Annotated in this window: 17 protein-coding genes and 1 pseudogene; 8 read left to right on the top strand and 10 right to left on the bottom strand. The window is 74.2% G+C overall.

Going from position 1 to position 22,800, the window contains the following annotated elements:
• Nucleotides 1-120 precede the first annotated feature (120 nt).
• Both BLS21_RS09980 and BLS21_RS09975 read left to right on the top strand, forming a co-directional pair.
• Nucleotides 121-2,223 carry an SCO7613 C-terminal domain-containing membrane protein gene (locus BLS21_RS09980; RefSeq protein ID WP_091217184.1) on the top strand — a complete coding sequence of 701 codons (2,103 nt, stop codon included), beginning with the start codon at nucleotides 121-123 and terminating at the stop codon, nucleotides 2,221-2,223.
• A gap of 72 nt (nucleotides 2,224-2,295) precedes the next feature.
• Nucleotides 2,296-4,092, top strand: a complete 1,797-nt coding sequence (locus BLS21_RS09975; RefSeq protein ID WP_091217182.1) for an SCO7613 C-terminal domain-containing membrane protein — start codon at nucleotides 2,296-2,298, stop codon at nucleotides 4,090-4,092.
• 114 nt (nucleotides 4,093-4,206) lie between these two features.
• Here BLS21_RS09975 and BLS21_RS09970 read toward each other — a convergent pair whose 3' ends face one another.
• The 9 genes from BLS21_RS09970 to BLS21_RS09930 form a co-directional block, all read right to left on the bottom strand.
• Nucleotides 4,207-4,596 (bottom strand): metal-sulfur cluster assembly factor, encoded by a 390-nt coding sequence (locus tag BLS21_RS09970; protein WP_091217179.1) that lies wholly within the window; start codon nucleotides 4,594-4,596, stop codon nucleotides 4,207-4,209.
• On the bottom strand, nucleotides 4,593-5,066 hold the full coding sequence (sufU, locus tag BLS21_RS09965) for a Fe-S cluster assembly sulfur transfer protein SufU (RefSeq protein ID WP_091217176.1): 474 nt from the start codon (nucleotides 5,064-5,066) through the stop codon (nucleotides 4,593-4,595). The genes BLS21_RS09970 and sufU overlap by 4 nt, the downstream gene beginning before the upstream one ends.
• On the bottom strand, nucleotides 5,066-6,406 hold the full coding sequence (locus BLS21_RS09960; RefSeq protein WP_091217174.1) for a cysteine desulfurase: 1,341 nt from the start codon (nucleotides 6,404-6,406) through the stop codon (nucleotides 5,066-5,068). The genes sufU and BLS21_RS09960 overlap by 1 nt, the downstream gene beginning before the upstream one ends.
• Entirely contained in the window at nucleotides 6,403-7,176 is a 774-nt protein-coding gene (gene sufC / locus BLS21_RS09955) for a Fe-S cluster assembly ATPase SufC (RefSeq protein ID WP_091217171.1), read from the bottom strand. The genes BLS21_RS09960 and sufC overlap by 4 nt, the downstream gene beginning before the upstream one ends.
• A gap of 15 nt (nucleotides 7,177-7,191) precedes the next feature.
• Nucleotides 7,192-7,545 carry a non-heme iron oxygenase ferredoxin subunit gene (locus BLS21_RS09950; protein ID WP_091217168.1) on the bottom strand — a complete coding sequence of 118 codons (354 nt, stop codon included), beginning with the start codon at nucleotides 7,543-7,545 and terminating at the stop codon, nucleotides 7,192-7,194.
• Between the two features lie 3 nt (nucleotides 7,546-7,548).
• Nucleotides 7,549-8,889 (bottom strand): Fe-S cluster assembly protein SufD, encoded by a 1,341-nt coding sequence (gene sufD / locus BLS21_RS09945; protein WP_091217165.1) that lies wholly within the window; start codon nucleotides 8,887-8,889, stop codon nucleotides 7,549-7,551.
• The gene (gene sufB, locus BLS21_RS09940) at nucleotides 8,889-10,331 is read right to left on the bottom strand and encodes a Fe-S cluster assembly protein SufB (RefSeq protein ID WP_091217162.1); all 1,443 of its coding nucleotides are present in this window, start codon (nucleotides 10,329-10,331) and stop codon (nucleotides 8,889-8,891) included. The genes sufD and sufB overlap by 1 nt, the downstream gene beginning before the upstream one ends.
• Complete coding sequence (locus BLS21_RS09935) at nucleotides 10,328-11,224, bottom strand: helix-turn-helix transcriptional regulator (protein WP_245700242.1); 897 nt, start codon at nucleotides 11,222-11,224, stop codon at nucleotides 10,328-10,330. The genes sufB and BLS21_RS09935 overlap by 4 nt, the downstream gene beginning before the upstream one ends.
• 153 nt (nucleotides 11,225-11,377) lie before the next feature.
• Nucleotides 11,378-13,921, bottom strand: a complete 2,544-nt coding sequence (locus tag BLS21_RS09930) for an ATP-dependent Clp protease ATP-binding subunit (protein WP_091217158.1) — start codon at nucleotides 13,919-13,921, stop codon at nucleotides 11,378-11,380.
• 239 nt (nucleotides 13,922-14,160) lie between these two features.
• Here BLS21_RS09930 and BLS21_RS09925 point away from each other — a divergent pair, with 239 nt between their 5' ends.
• The 3 genes and pseudogenes from BLS21_RS09925 to BLS21_RS26440 all read left to right on the top strand — a co-directional run.
• Nucleotides 14,161-15,105 (top strand): COX15/CtaA family protein, encoded by a 945-nt coding sequence (locus BLS21_RS09925; protein WP_091217155.1) that lies wholly within the window; start codon nucleotides 14,161-14,163, stop codon nucleotides 15,103-15,105.
• Nucleotides 15,106-15,322: 217 nt separating this feature from the next.
• Nucleotides 15,323-15,550: a hypothetical protein gene (locus BLS21_RS24605; RefSeq protein WP_139177076.1), complete on the top strand. Its 228-nt coding sequence runs from the start codon at nucleotides 15,323-15,325 to the stop codon at nucleotides 15,548-15,550.
• Nucleotides 15,551-16,088: 538 nt separating this feature from the next.
• Nucleotides 16,089-16,238 (top strand): annotated as a pseudogene (locus BLS21_RS26440) (DUF559 domain-containing protein); the annotation flags it as partial.
• A 74-nt stretch (nucleotides 16,239-16,312) separates the two neighbouring features.
• Here BLS21_RS26440 and BLS21_RS09910 read toward each other — a convergent pair.
• Nucleotides 16,313-17,233, bottom strand: a complete 921-nt coding sequence (locus tag BLS21_RS09910) for a heme o synthase (RefSeq protein WP_091217148.1) — start codon at nucleotides 17,231-17,233, stop codon at nucleotides 16,313-16,315.
• 368 nt (nucleotides 17,234-17,601) lie between these two features.
• Between BLS21_RS09910 and tkt the strand changes: the two genes are divergently transcribed.
• From tkt to zwf, 3 genes are all read left to right on the top strand, one after another.
• On the top strand, nucleotides 17,602-19,827 hold the full coding sequence (gene tkt, locus BLS21_RS09905) for a transketolase (protein ID WP_091217145.1): 2,226 nt from the start codon (nucleotides 17,602-17,604) through the stop codon (nucleotides 19,825-19,827).
• 85 nt (nucleotides 19,828-19,912) lie between these two features.
• Nucleotides 19,913-21,016 (top strand): transaldolase, encoded by a 1,104-nt coding sequence (gene tal / locus BLS21_RS09900; RefSeq protein ID WP_091217142.1) that lies wholly within the window; start codon nucleotides 19,913-19,915, stop codon nucleotides 21,014-21,016.
• A 229-nt stretch (nucleotides 21,017-21,245) separates the two neighbouring features.
• Entirely contained in the window at nucleotides 21,246-22,763 is a 1,518-nt protein-coding gene (gene zwf, locus BLS21_RS09895) for a glucose-6-phosphate dehydrogenase (protein WP_091217138.1), read from the top strand.
• The last annotated feature ends 37 nt before the right edge of the window (nucleotides 22,764-22,800 follow it).

Here is a 22,800-nt window from a genome sequence, read left to right as displayed (position 1 = left end):
AGGATAGGCGCTCGGCGGCCCGCGCCCGACCGGGTTTCGGGTGACGTCGGCGGCAGCCCGTCGTCCACAGACGGGGGAAGCGGCTCCCACGCGGACCCCCGGCACGCCACCATCTCGGCCATGACCTCGACGTCCGGCCCATCGTGGGGCCCGCCGTGCCCGGTGTGCGGCCTGCCGAGCGCCGGACCGGGGCCGGCACCCTGCCCCTCCTGCGGGCTGCCCGCCGTCGGCGAGGCGGCCCGCGTCGTCGCCCGCATCGGGGCGACGATCGACGAGCTGTCGCGCGACCGCGACCGGCTCCTGGCCACGCTGCGGACGGCGACCGCGCTCCCCCGCCCGGCTCCGGCCCCTGCCCCGCCCGCCGCCCCCGCTCCCCCGGCGCCACCGGTCGCCGCTCCACCGCCGCTGTTCCCCGCGCCGCCCGGCCGGCCGCCGCGGCGGGTCAGCCCGCAGCAGGTGCTCCTGGCTCTGGGCGCGCTGCTCGTGGTGGCCGCCGGCATCGCGTTCGTCGCGGTCGCCTGGACCCGGCTGGGCCTGGTCTTCCAGTCCGCCGTGATGGCGACCGTGACCGCCACCGCCTGCGGCGTCTCGGCGTGGACGGCGCGCCGCGGCCTGCGGGCCACCGAGGAGGCGCTGGCCGCGGCGGGAGCGGCGCTGCTCGCCGTCGACCTCGGCGCGGCGCACGCGCTGGGGCTGTGGGGGCTGGACGGCGTCCCGGTGCGGCTGTGGACCGCGGTCTCCTGCGCCCTCGTCGCGGCGGTCGCGCTGGGCCTCGGCCGGCTGACGCGCAGCACGCTCACGTGGCCGCTGGTCGCCCTGCTCGCGGTGCAGCTCGTCCCGCTCCTGCTCCTCCCCGAGGACGCCATCGCCGGGGCCGCCGGGGTGGCGGCCGTGCTGGGCTGCGCGCTGCTCGACGTGGCGGTCGTGCTGCGCCTGCGCCGGGTGCTGGCACCGGTCGCGCAGGTCCTGGCGACCCTGTGGGCGGCGGCGGCGGTGGCCGGCGGCGTGCTCGTCGCCTGGGTGGGGACGGCGGTCGACGCGTGGACCGCAACCGCCCTGCTGGCGGCCGCCGGCGCGGTGGGGCTGCTGCTGCGGCAGGACGCGCGGCTGGCCGCCCGGCTCCCCGCGGCCCCAGCCGTGGCCGCCGCAGGTGCCGCGGCCACCGCCCTGGCGCTCACCGGCGCGCTGGCCCGCGCCGACCTGCCCGGCTGGGTCGTCGCCGCCGCGCTGGGCCTCGTCCTGCTCACCGCGGCCGTGCCCGCCGCGCCACGCCGGACGGCGCTGGCCGCCCTGCTTCCCGGCGGCGGGGTGCTCACCGCGAGTGGCGCGGTGCTGCTGGGGGCGGATGGCCGTACCGGCGTCCTCGGGCTCGTCCTCCTCGCCGGCACGGTGCCCGCGGCGCTGGCCGCGGCACGGCTCCCCGCGATCCGGCCGCGCGCCACGGTCGCCGCGCTGCTGTGCCCGGTCGGGGCGGCGCTGCTCACCCGGGACGCCGGGTGGCTCACCCCCGCCGTCGCCGGCCTCCTCCTGGTGCTGGTCGCCGCGGCCGGGTTCGCGCTGGCCGCCGCGCGCGCCGGCCGGCCGGAGGAGTGGGCAGCGGCCGGCGCGGCGGCCGTCGCCACGCTGCTGGCCGCGGGGTCCACGGCGGAGACGGGGGCCTGGGGCCAGGTGGCCGTCCAGCTCGCCGTGGCCGGCGCCGCAGCCGGGACCTACGCGCTCGTGGCGCAGCGGCGCGACGTGGCGGTGCTCGCCGTCGCCGACCTGGTCGTGGCCTGCTGGGTGGCCGCGGGCGGCGCGGCGGTGCAGACCGTGGAGGTCTACACGCTGCCGGCCGCGGCGGGCCTCCTGGTCGTGGCCCTGCCGCAGCTGCGGGCCGGCGCACGGTCGTGGGCGGCGGAGGGCGCTGCGGTGGCCACCGCGCTGGTCCCCTCCGCGCTGGTGGTGGTCGCCGATCCGTCGGCGCTGCGGCTGGTGCTCGTCGTCCTGGCCGCCGGCGCGCTGACCGTCGTGGGCACGCTGACCCACCGGCAGGCGCCGTTCGTGGTGGGCGCCGCGTCGCTGGCGTTCGTGGTGCTGGGCCGGCTGACGCCCTATGCGCCGCTGGCCCCGCGGTGGCTGACGCTGGCAGTGGTTGGCCTGCTCCTGCTGGCGCTGGGCGCGACCTACGAGCGCCGACGGCAGCAGGCCCGCGAGGCGGTGGCCTGGGTGGTGCAGATGCGCTGAGCGACCGGAGCGCGCCGGGGGGGCGCCCCGCCCTACCGTGGACCGGTCGCACGGACGCGGGAGGGGGAGGCCGTGGGCTCAGCGCCGGCGCCGCCGCTCCGCTACCGCGCCCGTCCGTCGCAGTTGCTGCTGGTCGTCGGCGCCGTGCTGGTCGTCAGCGCCGGCGGAGCAGCGGCCGCGGTCTACGGCGGCGGGTCCGCACGGGTGCTGCTGCTCGCGCTCGCCGCCGCGGCCGCCGGTGCCTCGGCCTGGGGGTCGCGCGCCCGGCTGCGCGCCACCGAGGAGACGCTCGCCGCCGCGGCGGTGGCGCTGGCCGTGCTGGGGGCCGACGCCGGGACCCCGCTGCTGCGCGGCTCCGTCGTCCCGCCGCTGGTGCTGGGCGGGGTCTTCCTCGTCCTCGCCCGGCTGCTCCCGCGCCCCGCCACCTGGCCGCTGGCGGCCTGGCTGGCCCTGCAGCTGGCCGCGGTGCGCGCCCTGGACGGATCCGAGGCCGGCGTCGTCCGCACCGCCGAACTGCTGACCGTCGCACTGGTCGGGCTCGGCGTGGCGCTCGGCGCCCGACGGCTCGTCGCGCGGGTCGCCCTGGTCACCACCGCGCCGTGGTGGGGAGCCGGTGTGCTGGGCGCCCTGGGGACGGCGTGGAGCGACGACGCGGCCGCCCGCTGGACGTCGGCCGCGCTGACCGTCGCCGCTGCGCTGGAGCTGGTCGCCGCCCGGCTGGTGCGCCGGCTGGAGCCGCTGCTCGGACCACCGGTCGCGGTCCCCGTGCTGGCCGGCGCGGTCTCGGGCGCGGCGCTCGGCGGCGCCCTGGGCGCTCCCGGACCCGGTGCGGTGCTGCTCGCCGGCTACACCGGGGTGCTGCTCGCCGCGGCCGCCGCGGCACTGCTGACCGGCTGGGTGCGCGGACTGTTCCTGCCGGCGGCCCTGGCGACCGGCGGCACGCTGGTGGTGCTGAGCGTCGGCCAGCTGGTCGCCGGGTCGCGGTGGCTGGAGCTGGTCCTCCTGCTGGTGCTCACCGCGCTGCCGTGCGTGCTGGTCGCGGCGCTGCGCGGGGACGACCGGCCGGTGGCCGCCCCCGCGGCGGTCGGCTGCCTGGCCGCCGCCGCACTGGTCGCGGCCGCGAGCGGGCTGGTCGGCGTCGGCGGAGCCGCGGGCTTCCTGGGCGTGCTCTACGCGGCGTCGCTCGGCGCGGGCCTGGTGCTCGACCCGCAGACCCGGCGGGCCACCGTCGTCACCGGCGCGGTGTGCGCAGCCCTGGCCGTGGTGCTGCTGGTCCTCGCTCGGGACCGGGGGATGCTGGCGGTGCAGCTGGCCGCGCAGGGGCTGCTGACCTGCGCCTGGGGCTGGTTCGTGTGGCACACGCCGGACCCGCGCAGGGGCGCACCCGAGGGCTCCCCGGCGTGGCGGGCGGGCGCGGCCCAGCTGGTGGTGGCCGCGTGGACGGCCGCCGCGCTCGCGGGCTGGTCGGTGGTCGAGGCGTACACGCTGCCGGCAGCGCTGGGACTGCTGCTCGCCGCGGGGCCGCGGCTGGCCGGCGGACCGTCCTGGCCGGCGTGGGGTCCGGGACTGCTGGTCGCGGCGGTGCCGTCGGTGGTGTGGGCGGTGGTGGCGCCCGGGAGCACCCGCCCGGTGCTGGTGCTGCTCGTGGCCGCCGCGGTGATGGCCGTGGCCGCGTGGCGGGCGGTGCGGGCTCCGCTGCTGATCGCCGCCTGGACCACGGTGGCGCTGGCCCTCGGCCTGGCCGTGCTGGCGCTGCCGCTGCCCGTGTCCGGGGCGCTCGTGGTGGGCGTGGTGCTGCTGGCGGTCGGCGCCCGGCGTGAGCGGTACCCCGTCGCCGGCTTCGACGCCCGTCTGGCCGACATGCGCTAGACACGACGACGGCCCGCACCCCGGAGGGGTGCGGGCCGTCGCGGCCTCAGAGGCGGCCCTCCCGCAGGGCCCCGCCCCGAGCGTGCGAGGGGTGGGGGGCGGAGGGGTCCTTCCTCAGACGCGGAAGCCGAGGGCGCGCAGCTGCTCGCGACCGTCGTCGGTGATCTTGTCGGGGCCCCACGGCGGCATCCAGACCCAGTTGATCCGCACGTCGTCCACCAGGCCGGGGCCGGGGCCGCCGGTGAGGGCCTGCCGGGCCTGGTCCTCGATGACGTCGGTCAGCGGGCAGGCCGCCGAGGTCAGCGTCATGTCGATGACGGCGACGTCGTCGACGACGTCGATGCCGTAGACCAGGCCGAGGTCGACGACGTTGACGCCGAGCTCGGGATCGACGACGTCGCGCATGGCCTCCTCGACGTCCTCGAGCAGGGCCGACTTGTAGGCCGGCAGGTCGCCGGGCGCCCCGTCGGTCGCCGGCGTGGCGTTCTCGGTGGTCTCGCTCATGCCTTGTCGCCTCCAGTCGGGGGGGTGGCCGCCAGCGCGCGGGCGGACGCGTCCTTGAGGGCCATCCAGCTCATCAGCGCGCACTTGATCCGCGCCGGGTACTTGGACACGCCGGCGAACGCGATGGCGTCCTCCAGCTCGTCCTCGAGCTTCTCGGCCACCGCCGCGTCGCCCTTGCTCTGCATCAGCGTCATGAAGTGCTCGCCGGTCTCCAGTGCCTCGGGCACCGACTTGCCGATGACGAGCTCGTACATCGCCGACACCGACGCCTGGCTGATCGAGCAGCCCATCCCCTCGTAGGAGACGTCGGCGAGGGTGTCGCCGTCCAGGTGCACCCGCAGGGTGACCTCGTCACCGCACGTCGGGTTGACGTGGTGCACCTCGGCCTCGAACGGTTCGCGCAGCCCGCGGCCGTGCGGGTTGCGGTAGTGGTCCAGGATGATCTCCTGGTACATCGACGCCAGCTGCATCAGTCCGCCTCACCCGGTGTCACGGCAGGTGCAACGCCGAAGAAGCGCTGGGCTTCCCGGACGGCGTCGGCCAGCGCGTCGATGTCGTCGTAGCCGGTGTGCACGTAGAAGGTGGCCCGCGTCGTGGCCGGGACGCCGTAGCGGCGCACCACCGGCCAGGCGCAGTGGTGGCCGACCCGCACCTCGACGCCGAGGTCGTCGAGGACCTGGCCGACGTCGTGCGGGTGGACGCCCTCGACGGTGAAGGAGACCGCACCGCCGCGGGCGACGGTGTCGGGCGGGCCGATCACCGTGACGCCGGGGATCTCGGCCAGCTTCTCCAGCGCGTAGGCGGTGAGCGCCTCCTCGTGCGCCTGCACCCGGTCCATGCCGAGCTGCTGCAGGTACTCGACGGCGGCGGCGAGCCCGATCGCCTGCGCGGTCATGGGGACGCCGGCCTCGAAGCGCTGCGGCGGCGGCATGAAGGTGCTGCCCTCCATGCGCACGACCTCGATCATCGAGCCGCCGGTGAGGAAGGGCGGCAGCGCGTCCAGCACCTCGTAGCGGCCCCACAGGACGCCGATGCCCGTCGGGCCCAGCATCTTGTGCCCGGAGAACACCAGGAAGTCCGCGCCGAGGGTGGTGACGTCGACCGGCTGGTGCGGCACCGACTGCGCGCCGTCGACCAGCACCAGGGCACCGACCTCGCGGGCCCGGGCGACGATGTCCTCGAGCGGGTTGATCGTGCCGAGGATGTTCGACTGCTGGGTGACCGCGACCAGCTTCGTCCGCTCGTTGACCACGGTGCCGAGGTCGGAGAGGTCGAGGCGGCCGTCGTCGGTCAGCCCGAGCCAGCGCAGCGTGGCGCCGGTGCGCTCGCACAGCTGCTGCCAGGGCACCAGGTTGGCGTGGTGCTCCATCTCGGTGACGACGATCTCGTCGCCCTGCCCGACGGCGTACCGCCGGAACTGCTCCTCCTTGGCCGTGGCCGCGTTCGACAGCGCGTAGGCGACCAGGTTGATCGCCTCGGTGCTGTTGCGGGTGAACACGACCTCCTCGGCCGGCGCGCCGATGAACGCCCCGATGGTGGCGCGGGCCGCCTCGTAGCGGGCGGTCGCCTCCTCGGCGAGCTGGTGCGCGCCCCGGTGCGGCGCGGCGTTGCAGGTCAGGTAGAAGTCACGCTCGGCGTCGAGCACGCGCAGCGGCTTCTGCGAGGTGGCCCCGGAGTCCAGGTAGACCAGCCGCTTCCCGTCCCGCACGGTGCGGGACAGGATCGGGAAGTCCGCCCGGATCGCCTCGACGTCCAGAGGCAGGGGCGCCTTCTGCGCCCCGACTTCGGGACGCGAGACGGTCTGGGTCATGCCTTCGCAGTCTCCTTCGAGCCCTTGATGTAGGCGGCGTAGCCCTCGTTCTCCAGCTTCTCCGCCAGCTCCGGGCCGCCCTCCTCGGCGATCCGGCCGTTGACGAACACGTGCACGAAGTCGGGCGTGATGTAGCGCAGGATGCGCGTGTAGTGGGTGATCAGCAGGACGCCGACGTCGCCCTCCTCGCGGGTGCGGTTGACGCCCTCGGAGACGACCCGCAGCGCGTCGACGTCGAGGCCGGAGTCGGTCTCGTCGAGGATCGCGATGGCGGGCTTGAGCAGCCGCATCTGCAGGATCTCGTGGCGCTTCTTCTCACCGCCGGAGAAGCCCTCGTTGACGTTCCGCTCGGCGAAGGCGGAGTCCATCTCGAGCAGGTCCATCTCGCTCTTGACGTCCTTGACCCAGGTGCGCAGCTTCGGGGCCTCGCCCTTGACCGCGGTGGCCGCGGTGCGCAGGAAGTTCGAGACCGAGACGCCGGGGACCTCGACCGGGTACTGCATGGCCAGGAACAGACCGGCGCGGGCGCGCTCGTCGACGCTCATGGCGAGGACGTCCTCGCCGTCGAGGGTGACCGTGCCCCCGGTGATCGTGTACTTCGGGTGGCCGGCGATCGAGTACGCCAGGGTCGACTTGCCCGACCCGTTCGGCCCCATGATCGCGTGCGTCTCGCCCGAGCGGACGGTCAGGTCGACGCCCTTGAGGATCTCCTTGGCGTCGTCACCCTCCCCCACGCTGACGTGCAGGTCGCGGATCTCCAGAACGGACACTTCTCTTCTCGCTCCTCAGTTGCCGGCCGCGAGCGGGAGGCGGCCGTCGGCTTCGGTGTCGACGAGCACGTCCTCCCCCTCCACGCGGACCGGGTAGACGTCGACCGGCTCGGTGGCCGGCAGGTTGGTGGGCTCGCCGGTGCGCAGGTCGAAGCAGGACCCGTGCAGCCAGCACTCGATGGTGGGGGCGCCGTCGAACTCCTCGACGTCGCCCTCCGACAGCGGGACCTCGGCGTGCGAGCAGACGTCCTGGAGGGCGTAGACCTCGCCCTCGAACCGGACGACGGCGATGTCGATGTCAGCCAGCTCGACCCGCAGGGCGCCGTTCTCGGGCACCTCGGAGAGCGCGCAGACCCGCTCGAAGGACATGTTTCAGGCCACCTCGACCGGCTGCTCGTCCAGGCCGGGCAGTGCACCGAGACGGGTCTCGATGGTGCGCATGAGCCGGTCCTGCAGCTCGTCGATGCCGATGCGCTGGACGACGTCGGCGAAGAAGCCGCGGACGACCAGGCGGCGCGCGGTCTCGGCGTCGATGCCCCGGGAGCAGAGGTAGAACAGCTGCTCGTCGTCGAACCGGCCGGTGGCGCTGGCGTGGCCGGCGCCGACGATCTCGCCGGTCTCGATCTCCAGGTTGGGCACCGAGTCGGCGCGGGCGCCGTCGGTGAGCACCAGGTTGCGGTTGAGCTCGTAGGTGTCGGTGCCGGTGGCCGCGGGGCGGATCCGGACGTCACCGATCCACACCGTGCGCGCGCCCTCGCCCTGCAGCGCGCCCTTGTAGAGCACGTTGCTGGTGCAGTTGGGCACCGCGTGGTCCACCCACAGCCGGTGCTCCTGGTGCTGGGTCTCGTCGGAGAAGTAGACGCCGAAGAGCTCCGCCGTCCCGCCGGGACCGGCGTACTGCACGTTGCTGACCAGCCGGACCAGGTCGCCGCCGAGGGTGGCCACGACCTGGGTGAAGGTCGCGTCACGGCCGACCACGGCGTCGTACTGCGCGCCGTGGACGGCGCCGGGCGCCCAGTCCTGCACCGAGACGAGGTTGACGTGGGCGCCGTCACCGACGAGGACGGCGACGCCGCCGGCGTACCTGGCCAGGCCGCCGTGGTCGAGGACCACCGTCACCTGGGCGAAGGCCCCGACCTCGATCACCAGCTGGCCCCAGACGACGTCGTCCGAGCCGGTGCCCGACAGCCGCAGCGTGACCGGGCGGTCCAGCTGGGCCTCGGCCGGGACGCGGACGACGGCAGCCCCGCCGCTGCGCTGCCGGGTGAGGGCGGCCAGCCGGTCGACCGGCTCGGGCAGGCCCTTGAGCAGCGGGTCGTCGACCTCGACGCTGACCAGCTCGACGCCCTCGGGCAGGTCGGTGTCCCACTGCAGGTGGGCGTCCGACGGGGCGCCGTCCAGCAGCGGGCGGATGCGCTTCATGGGAGTGAAGCGCCAGTCCTCCTCGCGGCCGGTGGGCACGCCGAAGGCGTCGGGGTCGGTCGAGGTGAAGCGCTCGGCCGGCGAGCCGGTGGGGGTCGTCCCGCCGTGCGAGTGCGCACCCGGTGCGGCCTGGCCGGCGGTGCCGGTGCCCGCGGCCGGGGTGGCCGGCGGGCCGGCCTGGGTGCCGACCCCCTCGCCGAACAGCTCACCGGCGAGGGTGGCCGACTCCGTGGTCAGACCGGTGGTGTTGACGTCCCCGGTGGTCCCTGGGGTGTTGTTGCTGGCCGACATCAGCCGACGGCACCTTCCATCTGCAGCTCGATCAGGCGGTTCAGCTCGAGGGCGTACTCCATCGGGAGCTCGCGGGCGATCGGCTCCACGAACCCGCGGACCACCATCGCCATCGCCTCGTCCTCGGACAGACCGCGGCTCATCAGGTAGAAGAGCTGGTCGTCGCTGACCCGGGAGACGGTCGCCTCGTGCCCCATGGCGACGTCGTCCTCGCGGACGTCGACGTAGGGGTAGGTGTCCGACCGGCTGATCGTGTCGACCAGCAGCGCGTCGCACTTCACCGTGGACTTCGAGCCGTGCGCGCCCTCGTCGACCTGGACCAGGCCGCGGTAGGAGGTGCGGCCGCCGCCGCGGGCGACGGACTTGGACACGATCGTCGAGGAGGTGTTCGGCGCGGCGTGCACCATCTTGGCGCCGGCGTCCTGGTGCTGGCCCTCGCCGGCGAAGGCGATGGAGAGCACCTCGCCCTTGGCGTGCTCGCCGGTCATCCAGACCGCCGGGTACTTCATGGTGACCTTGGAGCCGAGGTTGCCGTCGATCCACTCCATGGTCGCGCCCTCGTGGGCGATCGCCCGCTTGGTGACCAGGTTGTACACGTTGTTCGACCAGTTCTGGATGGTCGTGTACCGGCAGCGCGCGTTCTTCTTGACGATGATCTCGACGACCGCGGAGTGCAGCGAGTCCGACTTGTAGATCGGCGCGGTGCAGCCCTCGACGTAGTGCACGTAGGCACCCTCGTCGACGATGATCAGCGTCCGCTCGAACTGGCCCATGTTCTCGGTGTTGATCCGGAAGTAGGCCTGCAGCGGGATCTCGACGTGCACGCCCTTCGGCACGTAGATGAAGGAGCCACCCGACCACACCGCGGTGTTCAGCGCGGCGAACTTGTTGTCGCCGGACGGGATGACCGAGCCGAAGTACTCGCGGAAGAGGTCCTCGTGCTCCTTCAGCGCCGTGTCGGTGTCGAGGAAGACGACGCCCTGCTCCTCGAGGTCCTCGCGGATCTTGTGGTAGACGACCTCGGACTCGTACTGGGCGGCGACACCGGCGATCAGCCGCTGCTTCTCCGCTTCCGGGATGCCCAGCTTGTCGTAGGTGTTCTTGATGTCCTCGGGCAGCTCGTCCCACGAGGTCGCCTGGGCCTCGGTCGAGCGCACGAAGTACTTGATGTTCTGGAAGTCGATCCCGGACAGGTCCGAACCCCAGTCGGGCATCGGCTTGCGGCCGAACAGCTTGAGGGCCTTGAGCCGCCGCTCGAGCATCCACTCGGGCTCGTTCTTGCGGCGGGAGATGTCCCGGACGACGTCCTCGTCCAGGCCGCGGCGGGCGGAGGCCCCGGCGACGTCGGCGTCGGCCCAGCCGTACTGGTAGCGGCCGAGCTGCTCGATCTGCTCGTCCTGCGTCAGCGGCGTGCCGGTCACCGGCTGCTGGGTGCTGGTCATGCGGGCGTCCTCTCCCGGTCGTTCGTGGGGGTGCTGCTGGTGGACGGTGCGGTGCGCCCGCCGGCTCGGAGCCGGTGCGCCGCGCGCTCGTCCGGTACAGGGCTCGCGGGGCCCGATCTGTTCCCCGCGCGCGTGTGAGCAAGGACCCGGTCCTCCTCACCCGTCGGTGGAGGACCCGGCCACAGGTCGGTGCGGCGGACCGGCCCCGGGATGTGCGTGGTGCACACCCCGTCGCCGTGGGCGATCGTGGCCAGCCGCTGCACGTGCGTGCCGACGAGCCGGCCGATCACGGCCGTCTCGACCTCGCACAGCTGCGGGAACTCCGCCGCCACGTGCGCGACCGGGCAGTGGTGCTGGCACAGCTGGCCGCCACCCGAGATCGCCGAGGCCGAGGCAGCGTAGCCCTCGGCCGTGAGCGCCGCGGCGAGGGCCTGGGCCCGGTCGACCGGCGGCCCCGGCACGGTCTCCACCGCGGCCGAGCAGCGCTGCTCCAGCCCGGCGAGCTGGGCCTCGGCCACCGCGCGGACGGCGTCCGGCCCGCCCTGCGCCGCGACGAACCGCAGCGCGGTCAGCGCCAGGTCGTCGTAGGCGTGCGGGAAGGCCGAGCGGCCGGCGTCGGTGAGGTGGAACAGCCGGGCCGGGCGGCCCCGGCCCCGGGGTGTGCCCGGCGCATGGCGCTCCTCGACACGGCCGGTGGCCACCAGCGCGTCGAGGTGCCGGCGGACGGCGGTCGGCGAGACCCCCAGCCGCCCGGCGAGCTCGGTCGCGGTCTGCGGGCCGTGCTCGAGCAGCAGGGCGGTGACGCGCTGCCGCGTACGCCCGTCCTCGGCGGACGGCGAGGGGCGCGACGGGCTGCTCGCCCCGCCGCCGACCTGCACCGCACTGCTTTCCACAACACGAGTCTCACCTAATTCCGGCGGCGTGCAAGCAAGGGCAACCTAAGCCGGGCACGGCTCCTGGCCTGAGCCGGAGCCGCGGCCGGGCCGGCGGGAGCGGTGCGGCACGCCTCCCCCGCCGGCCGTGTGACCGGGAGCACGTCCGGGCGGCTACACGCCGGCCGGCGCGGGCTGGCTGACGGCGAAGTCCAGCCGGCCGTCCCGGACGCCGACGGTGACCCGCCGCCCCCGCTCCAGACGGCCGTCGAGCAGCAGCCGCGCCAGCGGGTTGTCGACCTCCCGCTGGATGGCGCGGCGCAGCGGCCGGGCGCCGAACTGCGGCTCGAAACCGTGCTCGGCGATCCAGGTGACCGCTTCGTCGGTGAAGGCCACCTCGATGTCCTGGGCCGCCAGCCGACGGCGCGTCTCGTCGAGCAGCAGCCGGGTGATCTCGGCCAGCTGCTCGGTCTCCAGCTGCCGGAAGACCACGATCTCGTCGACGCGGTTGAGGAACTCCGGCCGGAACTGCTCGCGCAGCCGCCGCATCAGCCGCTCGCGCAGCCCGGCGTCGGCCGCCGCGCCGTCCCCCGAACCGAAGCCCAGCGGGGTGTTGCGGCCCTGGATCAGCTCCGACCCCAGGTTGCTGGTCATGATCAGCACGGTGTTCTTGAAGTCCACCGTGCGGCCCTGCGAGTCGGTGAGCCGTCCGTCGTCGAGCACCTGCAGCAGGGTGTTGAAGACGTCGGGGTGCGCCTTCTCGATCTCGTCGAGCAGCACGACCGAGTACGGACGGCGGCGCACCGCCTCGGTGAGCTGGCCGGCGTCCTCGTAGCCCACGTACCCGGGCGGGGAGCCCACCAGCCGGCTGACCGTGTGCCGCTCCTGGAACTCGCTCATGTCCAGCCGGATCATCCGGTCCTCGTCGCCGAAGAGCGCCTCGGCCAGCGCCCGCGCCAGCTCGGTCTTGCCGACGCCGGTGGGCCCGAGGAACAGGAAGCTGCCGATCGGCCGGTCGGGGTCGCCCAGGCCGACGCGCGAGCGGCGCACCGCCTCGGCGACCACCCGGACGGCGTCCTCCTGGCCGACGACCCGCTGGTGCAGGTGCTCCTCGAGCCGCAGCAGCCGCTGCACCTCCTCCTGCGTGAGCTGGCTGACCGGGATGCCGGTGGCCCGGGAGACCACCTCGGCGATGTCCTCGACGCCGACCTCCGGCACACCCGACCCACCCGGGCCGGACTGCCCGCCGCCGGTGCGGGCCTGCTCCAGCCGCTCCTGGGCCGCGTTGAGCTGGTCGCGCAGCTCGGAGGCGCGCTCGTACTGCTCGGCGGCGACGGCCTGGTCCTTCTCCCGCTGCAGCCGCTCGACCTCCTGCTCCAGCCCGCGCAGGTCGGTGGGCGGGGTCTTCACCCGCCGACGGACCCGGGCGCCGGCCTGGTCGATGAGGTCGATGGCCTTGTCCGGGAGGTGGCGGTCGGTGACGTAGCGGTCCGAGAGCTCCACCGCGGCCCGGATCGCGTCGTCGGTGAAGCGCACCTCGTGGTGGGCCTCGTACCGGTCGCGCAGCCCGCAGAGGATCTGCACGGTGTCCTCCACGCCGGGCTCGCTGACGAGGATGGGCTGGAACCGGCGCTCCAGGGCGGCGTCCTTCTCGATGTTGCGGCGGTACTCGTCGAGCGTCGTCGCGCCGATGATGTGCAGCTCCCCGCGGGCCAGGGCCGGCTTGAGCATGTTGCCCGCGCCGCCGGAGCCCTCCGAGGCACCCGCGCCGACGACGGTGTGCAGCTCGTCGATGAAGACGATGACCTCGTCGCTGTGCTCACGGATCTCGTCCATGATCTTCTTGAGCCGCTCCTCGAAGTCACCGCGGTAGCGGGTGCCGGCCACCAGGCCGGTGAGGTCCAGCTCGACCAGCCGCCGTCCGCGCAGCGTCTCCGGGACGTCGCCCTCGACGATCTGGGCCGCGATGCCCTCGACGATCGCGGTCTTGCCGACGCCGGCCTCGCCGATCAGCACCGGGTTGTTCTTGCGCCGCCGGGAGAGGACCTCGACGGTCTGCTCGATCTCGGCCTCCCGGCCGATCACCGGGTCGATCTGGCCGTTGCGGGCCATCTCGGTCAGGTCGCGGCCGTACTCGTCGAGCGTCGGGGTGCTCGACTGGCCCTGCCCGGGACCACCGGGGCGCCCGCCGCCGGGCTGGCCGCCGCCCATGGCGACCTGCTGCAGCGCCTCCGGCGTGACGCCGCGCTCGCGCAGCAGCCGCCCGCCCGGGGAGTCCGGGTTGACGGCCAGGGCGAACAGCAGGTGCTCGGGGCCGATGTAGGTCGAGCCGAGGGCGCGGGAGACCCGGTGGGCGTCGAGCAGGGCGCGCTTGGCGGCCGGGGTGAGGGACGGCGGCTCGGTCCGGGGCTCGCCGCGCGTGAGCTCCTGCTCGAGCTCGGCACGCAGCCGGTCGGGGTCGGTGCCGGAGCGGGACAGGAACTGGCGGGTGGTCCCGTCGCCCGTCATGGCCCACAGCAGGTGCTCGGTGTCCAGGTCGGCGCTGCCGGTGGACACCGCCTCGCGCGCGGCCGCGTTGACCAGCTCCCGCGCCTGCTGGCTGAGGAACTGGGTGATGTCGACGCGCTGCCGCGGCGTGCGCTGCTCCCCGCCCAGGTACCGGGCGAAGAAGTCGTCGAAGGGGCTCCCGTAGGGCCCCGGGAAGAAGGGGGTGGTCATGCCTCACGTCCAGGGGATCGGATCGGTCGGTGGGCGCCCGGGAGGTCCCGCGGGACTCGGGGACCGACTCGCGGGGCGTTCCCGCTGCGGCTCCCTTACCCGGGTGGGCGCACCGACACCGGTGGCGGCGACTCGGCCGCTCGCGTCCCGTACAGCGCAGGACAGGGGCCCGTCCTTCCGCCCCGCGCTCCGCTCTCGGCGAACCGAGGAGCGTCCGTCCGCGCGGCTAGCATCGGCCCGTGCCGGTCCTCCCCACCGCCTTCTCCCCCGCTGCCGTCTCGCGCCTGGCGCTGGCCAACGTGGTCGCCAACGGCGCGATCATCGTCACCGGCGGCGTCGTCCGGCTCACCGGCTCGGGGCTCGGCTGCCCGACCTGGCCGCGGTGCACCGAGGAGAGCTTCGTCACCACCCCCGAGCTCGCCGGGCACGGCGTCATCGAGTTCGGCAACCGGCTGCTGACCTTCGTCCTCACGGCCGTCGCCGTCGCCCTGCTCGTGGCGGTCTTCCGCTCGCCCCGGCGCGACCTGCGCCCGCTGGCCGCGCTGGCCTTCCTCGGCATCCCGGCCCAGGCGGCCATCGGCGGCGTCACGGTGCTGACGGGGCTCAACCCGTGGACGGTGGCGGTCCACTTCCTGGTCTCCGTCGTCCTGACCGCGGTGGCCACGGTGCTGTGGCTGCGGTCCCGGGAGCCGGGGGTGGGTCAGCCGCTGGTCCGCCGTCCGATCGCCCTGCTGGTCGGCGGGATCGCCGGGGTCACCGCGGCCGTGCTGGTGCTGGGGACGATCGTCACGGGCAGCGGCCCGCACAGCGGCGACGTCGACGCGAACGACGTCCCGACCGGCGACCGGATGGGCTTCGACATCGAGCTGGTCAGCCAGCTGCACGCCGACGTCGTCTTCCTGCTCGTGGGCCTCACGATCGCCCTGCTGGTGGCCCTCCACGCCACCGACGCCCCGGGCCGGGTCCGCCGTGCCGCCCGCGACCTGCTCGTCATCCAGCTGTTGCAGGGCGGAATCGGCTTCGTGCAGTACTTCACGCACCTGCCGGTCGTGCTGGTGCTGCTGCACATGCTGGGCGCGGTGCTGGTGACGGTGTGGACCGCCCGGCTGGTGTGGTCCGTGCGTGGCCCGGCCTCCGAGGTCCCCGTGGACAGCCCCGCCGTCCCCACCACCGCCGCCCGCTGACCGTCTCGACCACGCCGCCCCGACACCTACGTCCCCGACGGGCGGCCGTCGGGCGGCGGCGGGCCGCACTGCTGAGTCCGGTGGTGTGCGTCTGTGGCGGGTGTTCCCGGCCAGGACCCGCCACGGACGCACACCGCGGGGATCCACAGCCGGATGCGGCGTCCACACGCCTGTCTCCCTGCGGCACACGGGACGTCGGCGGGGACAGCCTGGCGTCGTGGCTCACGACCTCGTCGCCCTGCTCGGCCCCGACGGGGTCGCCCGGACCGCGGACCTCGGGCGGGTGGTCGACCGGCACAGCATCGGTGGCTGGGTGGCCGCCCCCAGGCTGCTGCGCCCGTACCCCGGCGTGGTCGTCCTCCCCGAGCGCATGGAGGAGTGGCGGACCTGCGCCTCGCCGCCGTGTACGGGACCGACGGCGTCCTCAGCCACACGTCCGCGTTGACGGTCTGGCGGGTCGCCGCCGAGCACACCCCCGTCCACGTCTCCGTGCCCGCGTCCAGGCGAGCCCTGCAACGGCCCGGCCTCACGGTGCACCGGGTCCGGGATCTGTCGATCGACCGGCTCGGGCCCTACCCGGTCACCGGTCTCCCTCGCTCGCTCGTGGATGCGTGGGGGCTCGCCCACGGCGCCCACGGGCGTCCACGGCTGGTCGAGCTGGCGCGAGGTGCGGTCATCACGACCCTCCGGGAACGGCAGGTCGGGGTCGGGCAGCTGACGGCCGAGCTGACCCGGCATCCGACGATGCCGGGACGGGCCGCGTTGCGGCAGCTGGTCGGCCTGGTCGCGGCGGGGTGCCGGAGCGAGCTCGAGATCTGGGGCGTCCGCCACGTGCTCCGTGCTCCCGGGATGCCGCGGATCGTCCAGCAGTACCCGGTGGGCCTGCCGTTCGGCACCGTCCACCTCGACGCCGCGATCCCTGACCTCAGGATCGCCATCGAGATGGACGGCGCTGCCTTCACGGGTCACCGGAGGCGCGGGAGAGCGACACCCGCCGGGACGTCGCCCTCGCGGCGCGGGGATGGGTGGTCCTGCGGTTCAGCTACCGGCGGCTGATGAGGGAGGCTGAGGCCTGCCGCCGCCAGGTCCTGCAGGTCTGTGCGACGCGGCGAGCCCTGCTGACGGCCCCGTGACGTGCGTCTGTGGCGGGCTCCCGGCCGGCGACCCCGCCGGCAGACGCACACCGCCCCGGCCGGCCGCGGCCCTCTCAGACCAGGACGTCGACGATGATCGCGATGGAGAGCAGGGTCATGTAGGTGATCGAGACGTGGAACAGCTGCATCGGCTTGGTCTCGGCACCCGCGCGGATGCGCCGCAGCAGCCGGTGCGCCTCGACGACGAACCACAGCCCCAGCGCGGCCGCGGCCACCGTGTAGACCCAGCCGATCCCGAAGCCGTCGGCCACGGGCCACAGCAGCAGCGAGACGACGACGGTCAGCCAGGTCCAGACGACGGTCTGCCGCCCGACCGACAGCGCACTGGCCACCACCGGGAGCATCGGGACGTCGGCGCGCGCGTAGTCGGCGCGGAACCGCATGGCGAGGGCCCAGAAGTGCGGCATCTGCCAGCAGAAGACGACGCCGAAGAACACCACCGCCGGCCAGGCCAGCGTGCCGGTGACCGCCGCCCAGCCGATGAGCACCGGCGCCGCCCCCGGCACCCCGCCGAACTCGGTGCTGCGGCGGGTGTACCGCTTGAACACCATGGTGTAGAGGACGGCGTAGTAGAAGATCGCCCCCGCGGCCAGCAGGGCCGCGAGCGGCGTCGTCGTCGCGTACAGCAGCGCGACCGACAGCACGGACAGCACCAGGCCGAAGACGAGCGCGGCCCGCGGGGTGACCTCGCCGGTCACGAGCGGGCGCCGCTCGGTGCGGTGCATGAGCCGGTCGATGTCGCGGTCGTACCAGCAGTTGAAGACGTTGGCCGCGGCCGCGGCGAGGGTGCCGCCGGCCATCGTGGCCAGGAGCAGCTCCCACGACGGCAGCCCGCCGGAGGCCAGCATCATCGCCGGCAGGGTGGTGACCAGCAGCAGCTCGATGATCCGCGGCTTGGTCAACGCGACGTAGGCGCGCAGCGTGGCCGACAGCCGGCGGGCCTGGACCGTCGGGCGTTCGGAGAGCGTCGTCACCGGGCGGCCACCGACGGGGAGTCGGCGCGCGCACAGGGCACCACCGGGCACCTGGACAGCACGGGGTCCCTTTCGACCGGGGACGGGAGAACGGACCAACTGTAGCCCGCGGCCACCCCCGCCCACGGTCGGCATGACCAGGGTCTCCTCCCCCGCGCAGACCACTAGGGTCGATCACGTTGGTGCCGCGCACGCAGCGGGTAGGGCCGACGTCGACGACGACGGTGCGTCCTGGTGAGGAGCAGCCGGGCCGTGACTGACGCGAGGCCGGTCGCTGGGGCCAGGCACCGCCGTCCGCCCGGGTCCGACAGGTCGCCGATCGCCCGGGCGGGTCCCGCACGGCCGACCCGAGGGAGCACGACAGACCGATGACCACCGACGACGCGACGAAGAGCACCGAGGCGGAGGCCCCGGCCGAGGCCGCCACCGACGCACCCACCGGCGACCCGCGCCAGCCGCACCCGACGCTCCCGGAGGGCTTCGGGGAGCTCGACCGCCGCGCCATCGACACCGCGCGCGTGCTGGCCATGGACGCCGTCCAGAAGGTGGGCAACGGCCACCCGGGGACGGCGATGAGCATGGCCCCCACCGCCTACCTGCTGTTCCACAAGTGGCTCCGGCACGACCCCAGCGACCCGAACTGGATCGGCCGCGACCGCTTCGTGCTGTCCATGGGCCACTCGAGCCTGACCCTCTACATCCAGCTCTACCTCTCCGGCTACGGCCTGGAGCTGGCGGACCTGGAGGCGCTGCGCACCTGGGGCTCGAGGACCCCCGGCCACCCCGAGGTCAACCACACCCCCGGCGTGGAGACGACGACCGGTCCGCTGGGCCAGGGCGTCGGCAACGCCGTCGGGATGGCGATGGCCGCCCGCCGCGAGCGCGGCCTGTTCGACCCCGACGCCCCCGAGGGCGAGAGCCTCTTCGACCACACCGTCTGGTGCTTCGCCTCCGACGGCGACATGGAGGAGGGCGTCAGCGGCGAGGCGTCGTCCCTGGCCGGCACGCAGCAGCTGGGCAACCTGGTCCTCGTCTACGACGACAACCACATCTCGATCGAGGACGACACGAACGTCGCCTTCACCGAGGACGTCGGCAAGCGCTACGAGGCCTACGGCTGGCACGTGCAGCACGTCGACGACGGTGAGGACCTCGCCGCGGTCGACGCCGCGTTCGCCGCGGCCAAGGCCGAGACCGGCCGGCCCTCGCTCGTCGTGCTCCGCACGATCATCGCCTGGCCGGCGCCGAACAAGCAGAACACCGGCGCGGCGCACGGCTCGGCGCTCGGCGACGACGAGGTGCGCGCCACCAAGGAGGTCCTCGGCTTCGACCCGGACAAGACCTTCGACGTCGACGAGGAGGTCCTCGCCCACGCCCGCTCGGTCGTCGAGGAGGGCCGCAAGGAGCGCGCCGCGTGGGACGAGCGGTTCGCCGCCTGGCAGCGGGACAACGCCGACGCGGCCGCACTGCTCGACCGGATGCGCACCCGCACCCTGCCCGAGGGCTTCGGCGCGGACCTCCCGAGCTGGGACGCCGACCCGAAGGGCGTGGCCACCCGCAAGGCCTCCGGCGAGGTGCTCGCCGCGCTCTACCCGGTGGTGCCCGAGCTGTGGGGCGGCTCGGCCGACCTCGCGGAGAGCAACAACACCGCGGTCAAGGGCGAACCGTCGTTCCTGCCGGCCGACCGCCAGACCAAGATGTGGTCGGGCGGGCCGTACGGGCGCACGCTGCACTTCGGCGTCCGGGAGCACGGGATGGGCGCGATCATGAACGGCATCGCGCTGCACGGCGGCACCCGCGTCTACGGCGGCACCTTCCTCACCTTCTCCGACTACATGCGCGGCGCGGTGCGGCTGGCCGCGCTCATGCAGCTGCCGGTCACCTACGTGTGGACGCACGACTCCATCGGCCTGGGCGAGGACGGCCCCACGCACCAGCCGATCGAGCACTTCGCGGCGCTGCGGGCCATCCCGGGGCTGGACGTCGTCCGCCCGGCCGACGCCAACGAGGTCGCCGTCGCCTGGCGGACCGTGCTGGAGAACAACGACCGCCCGGCCGGCCTGCTGCTGTCGCGGCAGAACCTGCCGGTGTTCGACCGCTCGGAGTTCGGCTCCGCCGAGGGCGTGGCCCGCGGGGCCTACGTGCTGGCCGAGGCGTCGAACGGCAGCCCCGAGGTGATCCTGCTCGGCACCGGGTCCGAGGTGCAGATCGCCGTCGCGGCCCGTGAGCGCCTGGAGGCCGACGGCGTGCCCACCCGGGTCGTCTCGGTGCCCTGCGTCGAGTGGTTCGCCGACCAGGACCAGGCCTACAAGGACGAGGTCCTGCCGCCCACCGTCCGCGCCAGGGTCAGCGTCGAGGCCGGCGTGCCCATGGGGTGGCGCGAGTTCGTCGGCGACGCCGGCCGGATCGTCGGCCTCACCCACTACGGGGCCAGCGCCGCCTACTCCGTCCTCTACGAGCAGTTCGGCCTCACCGACGAGGCCGTCGTGGCCGCTGCGCGCGAGTCGATCGAGGCCGCCCGGGCGGGGAACGCCGTCCCCGCCGGCCCGGTTGCAGCCACCGGGGGCCTCCCCCACCCCACCGGCGACCGTTGAGGACCACCCTTCCCCCCACGCCTCGCACGCTCGGCGCGGGACCCTGAAGGGTGGCCGTTCCAGCACCTCACCAGGAGGACCTGACATGGCACAGAACGAGAAGCTGGCCGAGCTGTCGTCGGCCGGGGTCGCCGTCTGGCTCGACGACCTCTCCCGCGACCGCATCCGCAGCGGGAACCTGCAGTCCCTGGTCGACGAGTACTCCGTCGTCGGCGTCACCACCAACCCGACGATCTTCGCCGCGGCGATCAGCGGATCGGACTCCTACGACGACCAGCTGCACGCCCTCGCCGTCCGGAAGGTGAGCGTCGAGGAGGCGCTGCGCACCATCACCGCCTCCGACGTCCGGGACGCCTGCGACCTGCTCGCGCCGGTCGCGCAGCGGCAGCCCGGTGACGGCCGGGTGTCGCTGGAGGTCGCCCCCGGCCTGGCGCACGACACCGACGCCACCGCGGCCGAGGCAGCGCACCTGTGGTGGCTGGTCGACCGGCCCAACCTGTTCATCAAGATCCCGGCGACGGAGGCCGGCCTGCCGGCCATCACGACGTCCATCGCCCGGGGCATCAGCGTCAACGTCACCCTCATCTTCAGCCTCGAGCGGTACCGGGCGGTCATGGACGCCTACCTCGCCGGCCTGGAGCAGCGGCTGGCCGAGGACGCCGACGCCGACCTGTCAGGCATCGCCTCGGTGGCGTCGTTCTTCGTGTCCCGCGTGGACACCGAGATCGACAAGCGGCTGGAGAAGGCCGGCGCCGAGCAGCTCAAGGGCAAGGCGGCGCTGGCCAACGCGCAGCTGGCCTACCAGGCCTACGAGGAGGTCTTCTCCTCCGACCGCTGGAAGGCGCTGGAGGCCAAGGGCGCCCACCCGCAGCGGCCGCTGTGGGCCTCGACCGGCGTGAAGAACCCCGAGTACGCCGACACGCTCTACGTCAGCGAGCTCATCGCGCCCGGCACCGTCAACACGATGCCGGAGAAGACGATGAAGGCCTACGCGGACCACGGCAGCCCGGGCACCCCGGTGCAGAAGACCTACGACGACGCCGCGGCCACGATGAAGGCCATCGCCGACGCCGGGGTCGACCTCGACGACGTCTTCCGCGTGCTCGAGGACGAGGGCGTGCAGAAGTTCGTCGACTCGTGGGACGAGCTGACCGAGTCGGTGCGGACCCAGCTGGAGGACAAGGCCTGACCCCCCGGGGCCCCGCGCACCCGGCCTCGTCGGCGGGGGTGCGGGGCCCCGCTCCGTCGGCCGGGAGCCGAGCGGGGGCTCCCGGCCGGTGGTCCGCCGCGCCGCGGGAGGCCGCTCACCGCGCGGATCCGCCGCGGAGACGGAGAATCGACGCAGTTCCCGCATGCCCCCGTCGCCCGGTGCACCGCCGCGCCGGAGCGCGGGTCCCCTCCCGACCTCGAGGACGGACATGATCTCCAACCCGCTGCGCGATCCGCGGGACCGGCGGCTGCCCCGCGTACCCGAGCCCTGCGCCCTGGTCGTCTTCGGCATCACCGGGGACCTCGCCCGCAAGAAGCTCCTCCCGGCCGTCTACGACCTGGCCAACCGCGGGCTGCTGCCGACCAACTTCGCCCTGCTGGGCTTCGCGCGCCGCGACTGGGGTGACGAGGACTTCGCCGAGCTGGCCCGCGACGCCGCCCGCAAGGCCGCGCGGACCCCGTGGCGGGAGGAGGTCTGGGAGCGGCTGGCCAGCAGCGTGCGCTTCGTCCAGGGCTCCTTCGACGACGACAACGCCTTCGACGAGCTGGCCGCCACCCTCGGTGAGCTCGAGGGCAGCCACGGCATCGGCGGCAACGCCGCGTTCTACCTGTCCATCCCGCCGGCGATGTTCCCGGTCGTGCTCAAGCAGATGCAGCGCACCGGCATGGCCGACAGCACCCCCGGACGGTGGCGCCGGGTCGTGGTGGAGAAGCCGTTCGGCACCGACCTGGCCTCCAGCCGGGAGCTGAACGAGCTGGTCGACTCCGTGTTCACCGCCGAGGACGTCTTCCGCATCGACCACTACCTGGGCAAGGAGACCGTCCAGAACCTGATGGCGCTGCGGTTCGCCAACGAGCTGTTCGAGCCGGTCTGGAACGGCCACCACGTCGACTCGGTGCAGATCACCATGGCCGAGGACGTCGGCATCGGCGGGCGGGCGCAGTTCTACGAGCAGACCGGCGCCGCCCGGGACGTGCTGCAGAACCACCTGCTGCAGCTGCTCGCGCTCACCGCGATGGAGGAGCCGGTCGAGTTCTCCGCCGAGGAGATCCGCACCGAGAAGCTCAAGGTGCTGCGCGCGATCTCGCTGCCCGAGGACCTCTCGACCTTCGCCGTCCGCGGCCAGTACGAGCAGGGGTGGCTGGCCGGCCAGCGGGCCACCGGTTACCGGCAGGAGGAGGGAGTCGACCCGCACTCCACCACCGAGACCTACGCCGCCGTCCGGCTGGGCGTGGAGACCCGGCGCTGGGCGGGCGTGCCGTTCTACCTGCGCACCGGCAAGCGGCTGCCTCGGCGGGTCACCGAGATCGCGCTGGTGTTCAAGCGCGCGCCGCACCTGCCCTTCGCCGACACCGACACCGAGGAGCTGGGCCACAACCAGCTGGTCGTGCGCGTGCAGCCCGACGAGGGGGTCACCCTCAAGTTCGGGTCGAAGGTGCCCGGCAGCGTGATGGAGGTCCGCGACGTGTCGATGGACTTCCTCTACGGCGAGCAGTTCACCGAGGCCAGCCCCGAGGCGTACGAGCGGCTGCTGCTCGACGTCCTGCTCGGGGACGCCACGCTGTTCCCCCGCAACGCCGAGGTCGAGGCCTCGTGGTCGGTGATCGACCCGCTCGAGGAGTTCTGGGCCGGGACCACGCCGCAGCCGTACCGGGCCGGCGAGTGGGGGCCGCGGGCGGCCGACGAGATGCTCGCCGCCGAGGGCCGCCGGTGGCGGCGTCCGTGAGGCGGGTACCGGCGACAGCCGCCCGACGGGAGGGAAC

This window comes from Geodermatophilus siccatus (genome assembly GCF_900103785.1).
Taxonomy (GTDB): domain Bacteria; phylum Actinomycetota; class Actinomycetes; order Mycobacteriales; family Geodermatophilaceae; genus Geodermatophilus; species Geodermatophilus siccatus.
This window is presented reverse-complemented; position numbering and strand designations above follow the sequence as displayed.

Bases quoted from the DNA above. Each gene is read 5' to 3' on its own strand.
- tal (WP_091217142.1), top strand. From the start codon at position 19,913: ATGGCACAGAACGAGAAGCTGGCCGAGCTGTCGTCGGCCGGGGTCGCC.
- tkt (WP_091217145.1), top strand. From the start codon at position 17,602: ATGACCACCGACGACGCGACGAAGAGCACCGAGGCGGAGGCCCCGGCC.
- sufD (WP_091217165.1), bottom strand. From the start codon at position 8,889: ATGTCGGCCAGCAACAACACCCCAGGGACCACCGGGGACGTCAACACC.
- BLS21_RS09960 (WP_091217174.1), bottom strand. From the start codon at position 6,406: ATGACCCAGACCGTCTCGCGTCCCGAAGTCGGGGCGCAGAAGGCGCCC.
- BLS21_RS09950 (WP_091217168.1), bottom strand. From the start codon at position 7,545: ATGTCCTTCGAGCGGGTCTGCGCGCTCTCCGAGGTGCCCGAGAACGGC.
- BLS21_RS09970 (WP_091217179.1), bottom strand. From the start codon at position 4,596: ATGAGCGAGACCACCGAGAACGCCACGCCGGCGACCGACGGGGCGCCC.
- sufB (WP_091217162.1), bottom strand. From the start codon at position 10,331: ATGACCAGCACCCAGCAGCCGGTGACCGGCACGCCGCTGACGCAGGAC.
- sufU (WP_091217176.1), bottom strand. From the start codon at position 5,066: ATGCAGCTGGCGTCGATGTACCAGGAGATCATCCTGGACCACTACCGC.
- zwf (WP_091217138.1), top strand. From the start codon at position 21,246: ATGATCTCCAACCCGCTGCGCGATCCGCGGGACCGGCGGCTGCCCCGC.
- BLS21_RS09980 (WP_091217184.1), top strand. From the start codon at position 121: ATGACCTCGACGTCCGGCCCATCGTGGGGCCCGCCGTGCCCGGTGTGC.
- BLS21_RS09930 (WP_091217158.1), bottom strand. From the start codon at position 13,921: ATGACCACCCCCTTCTTCCCGGGGCCCTACGGGAGCCCCTTCGACGAC.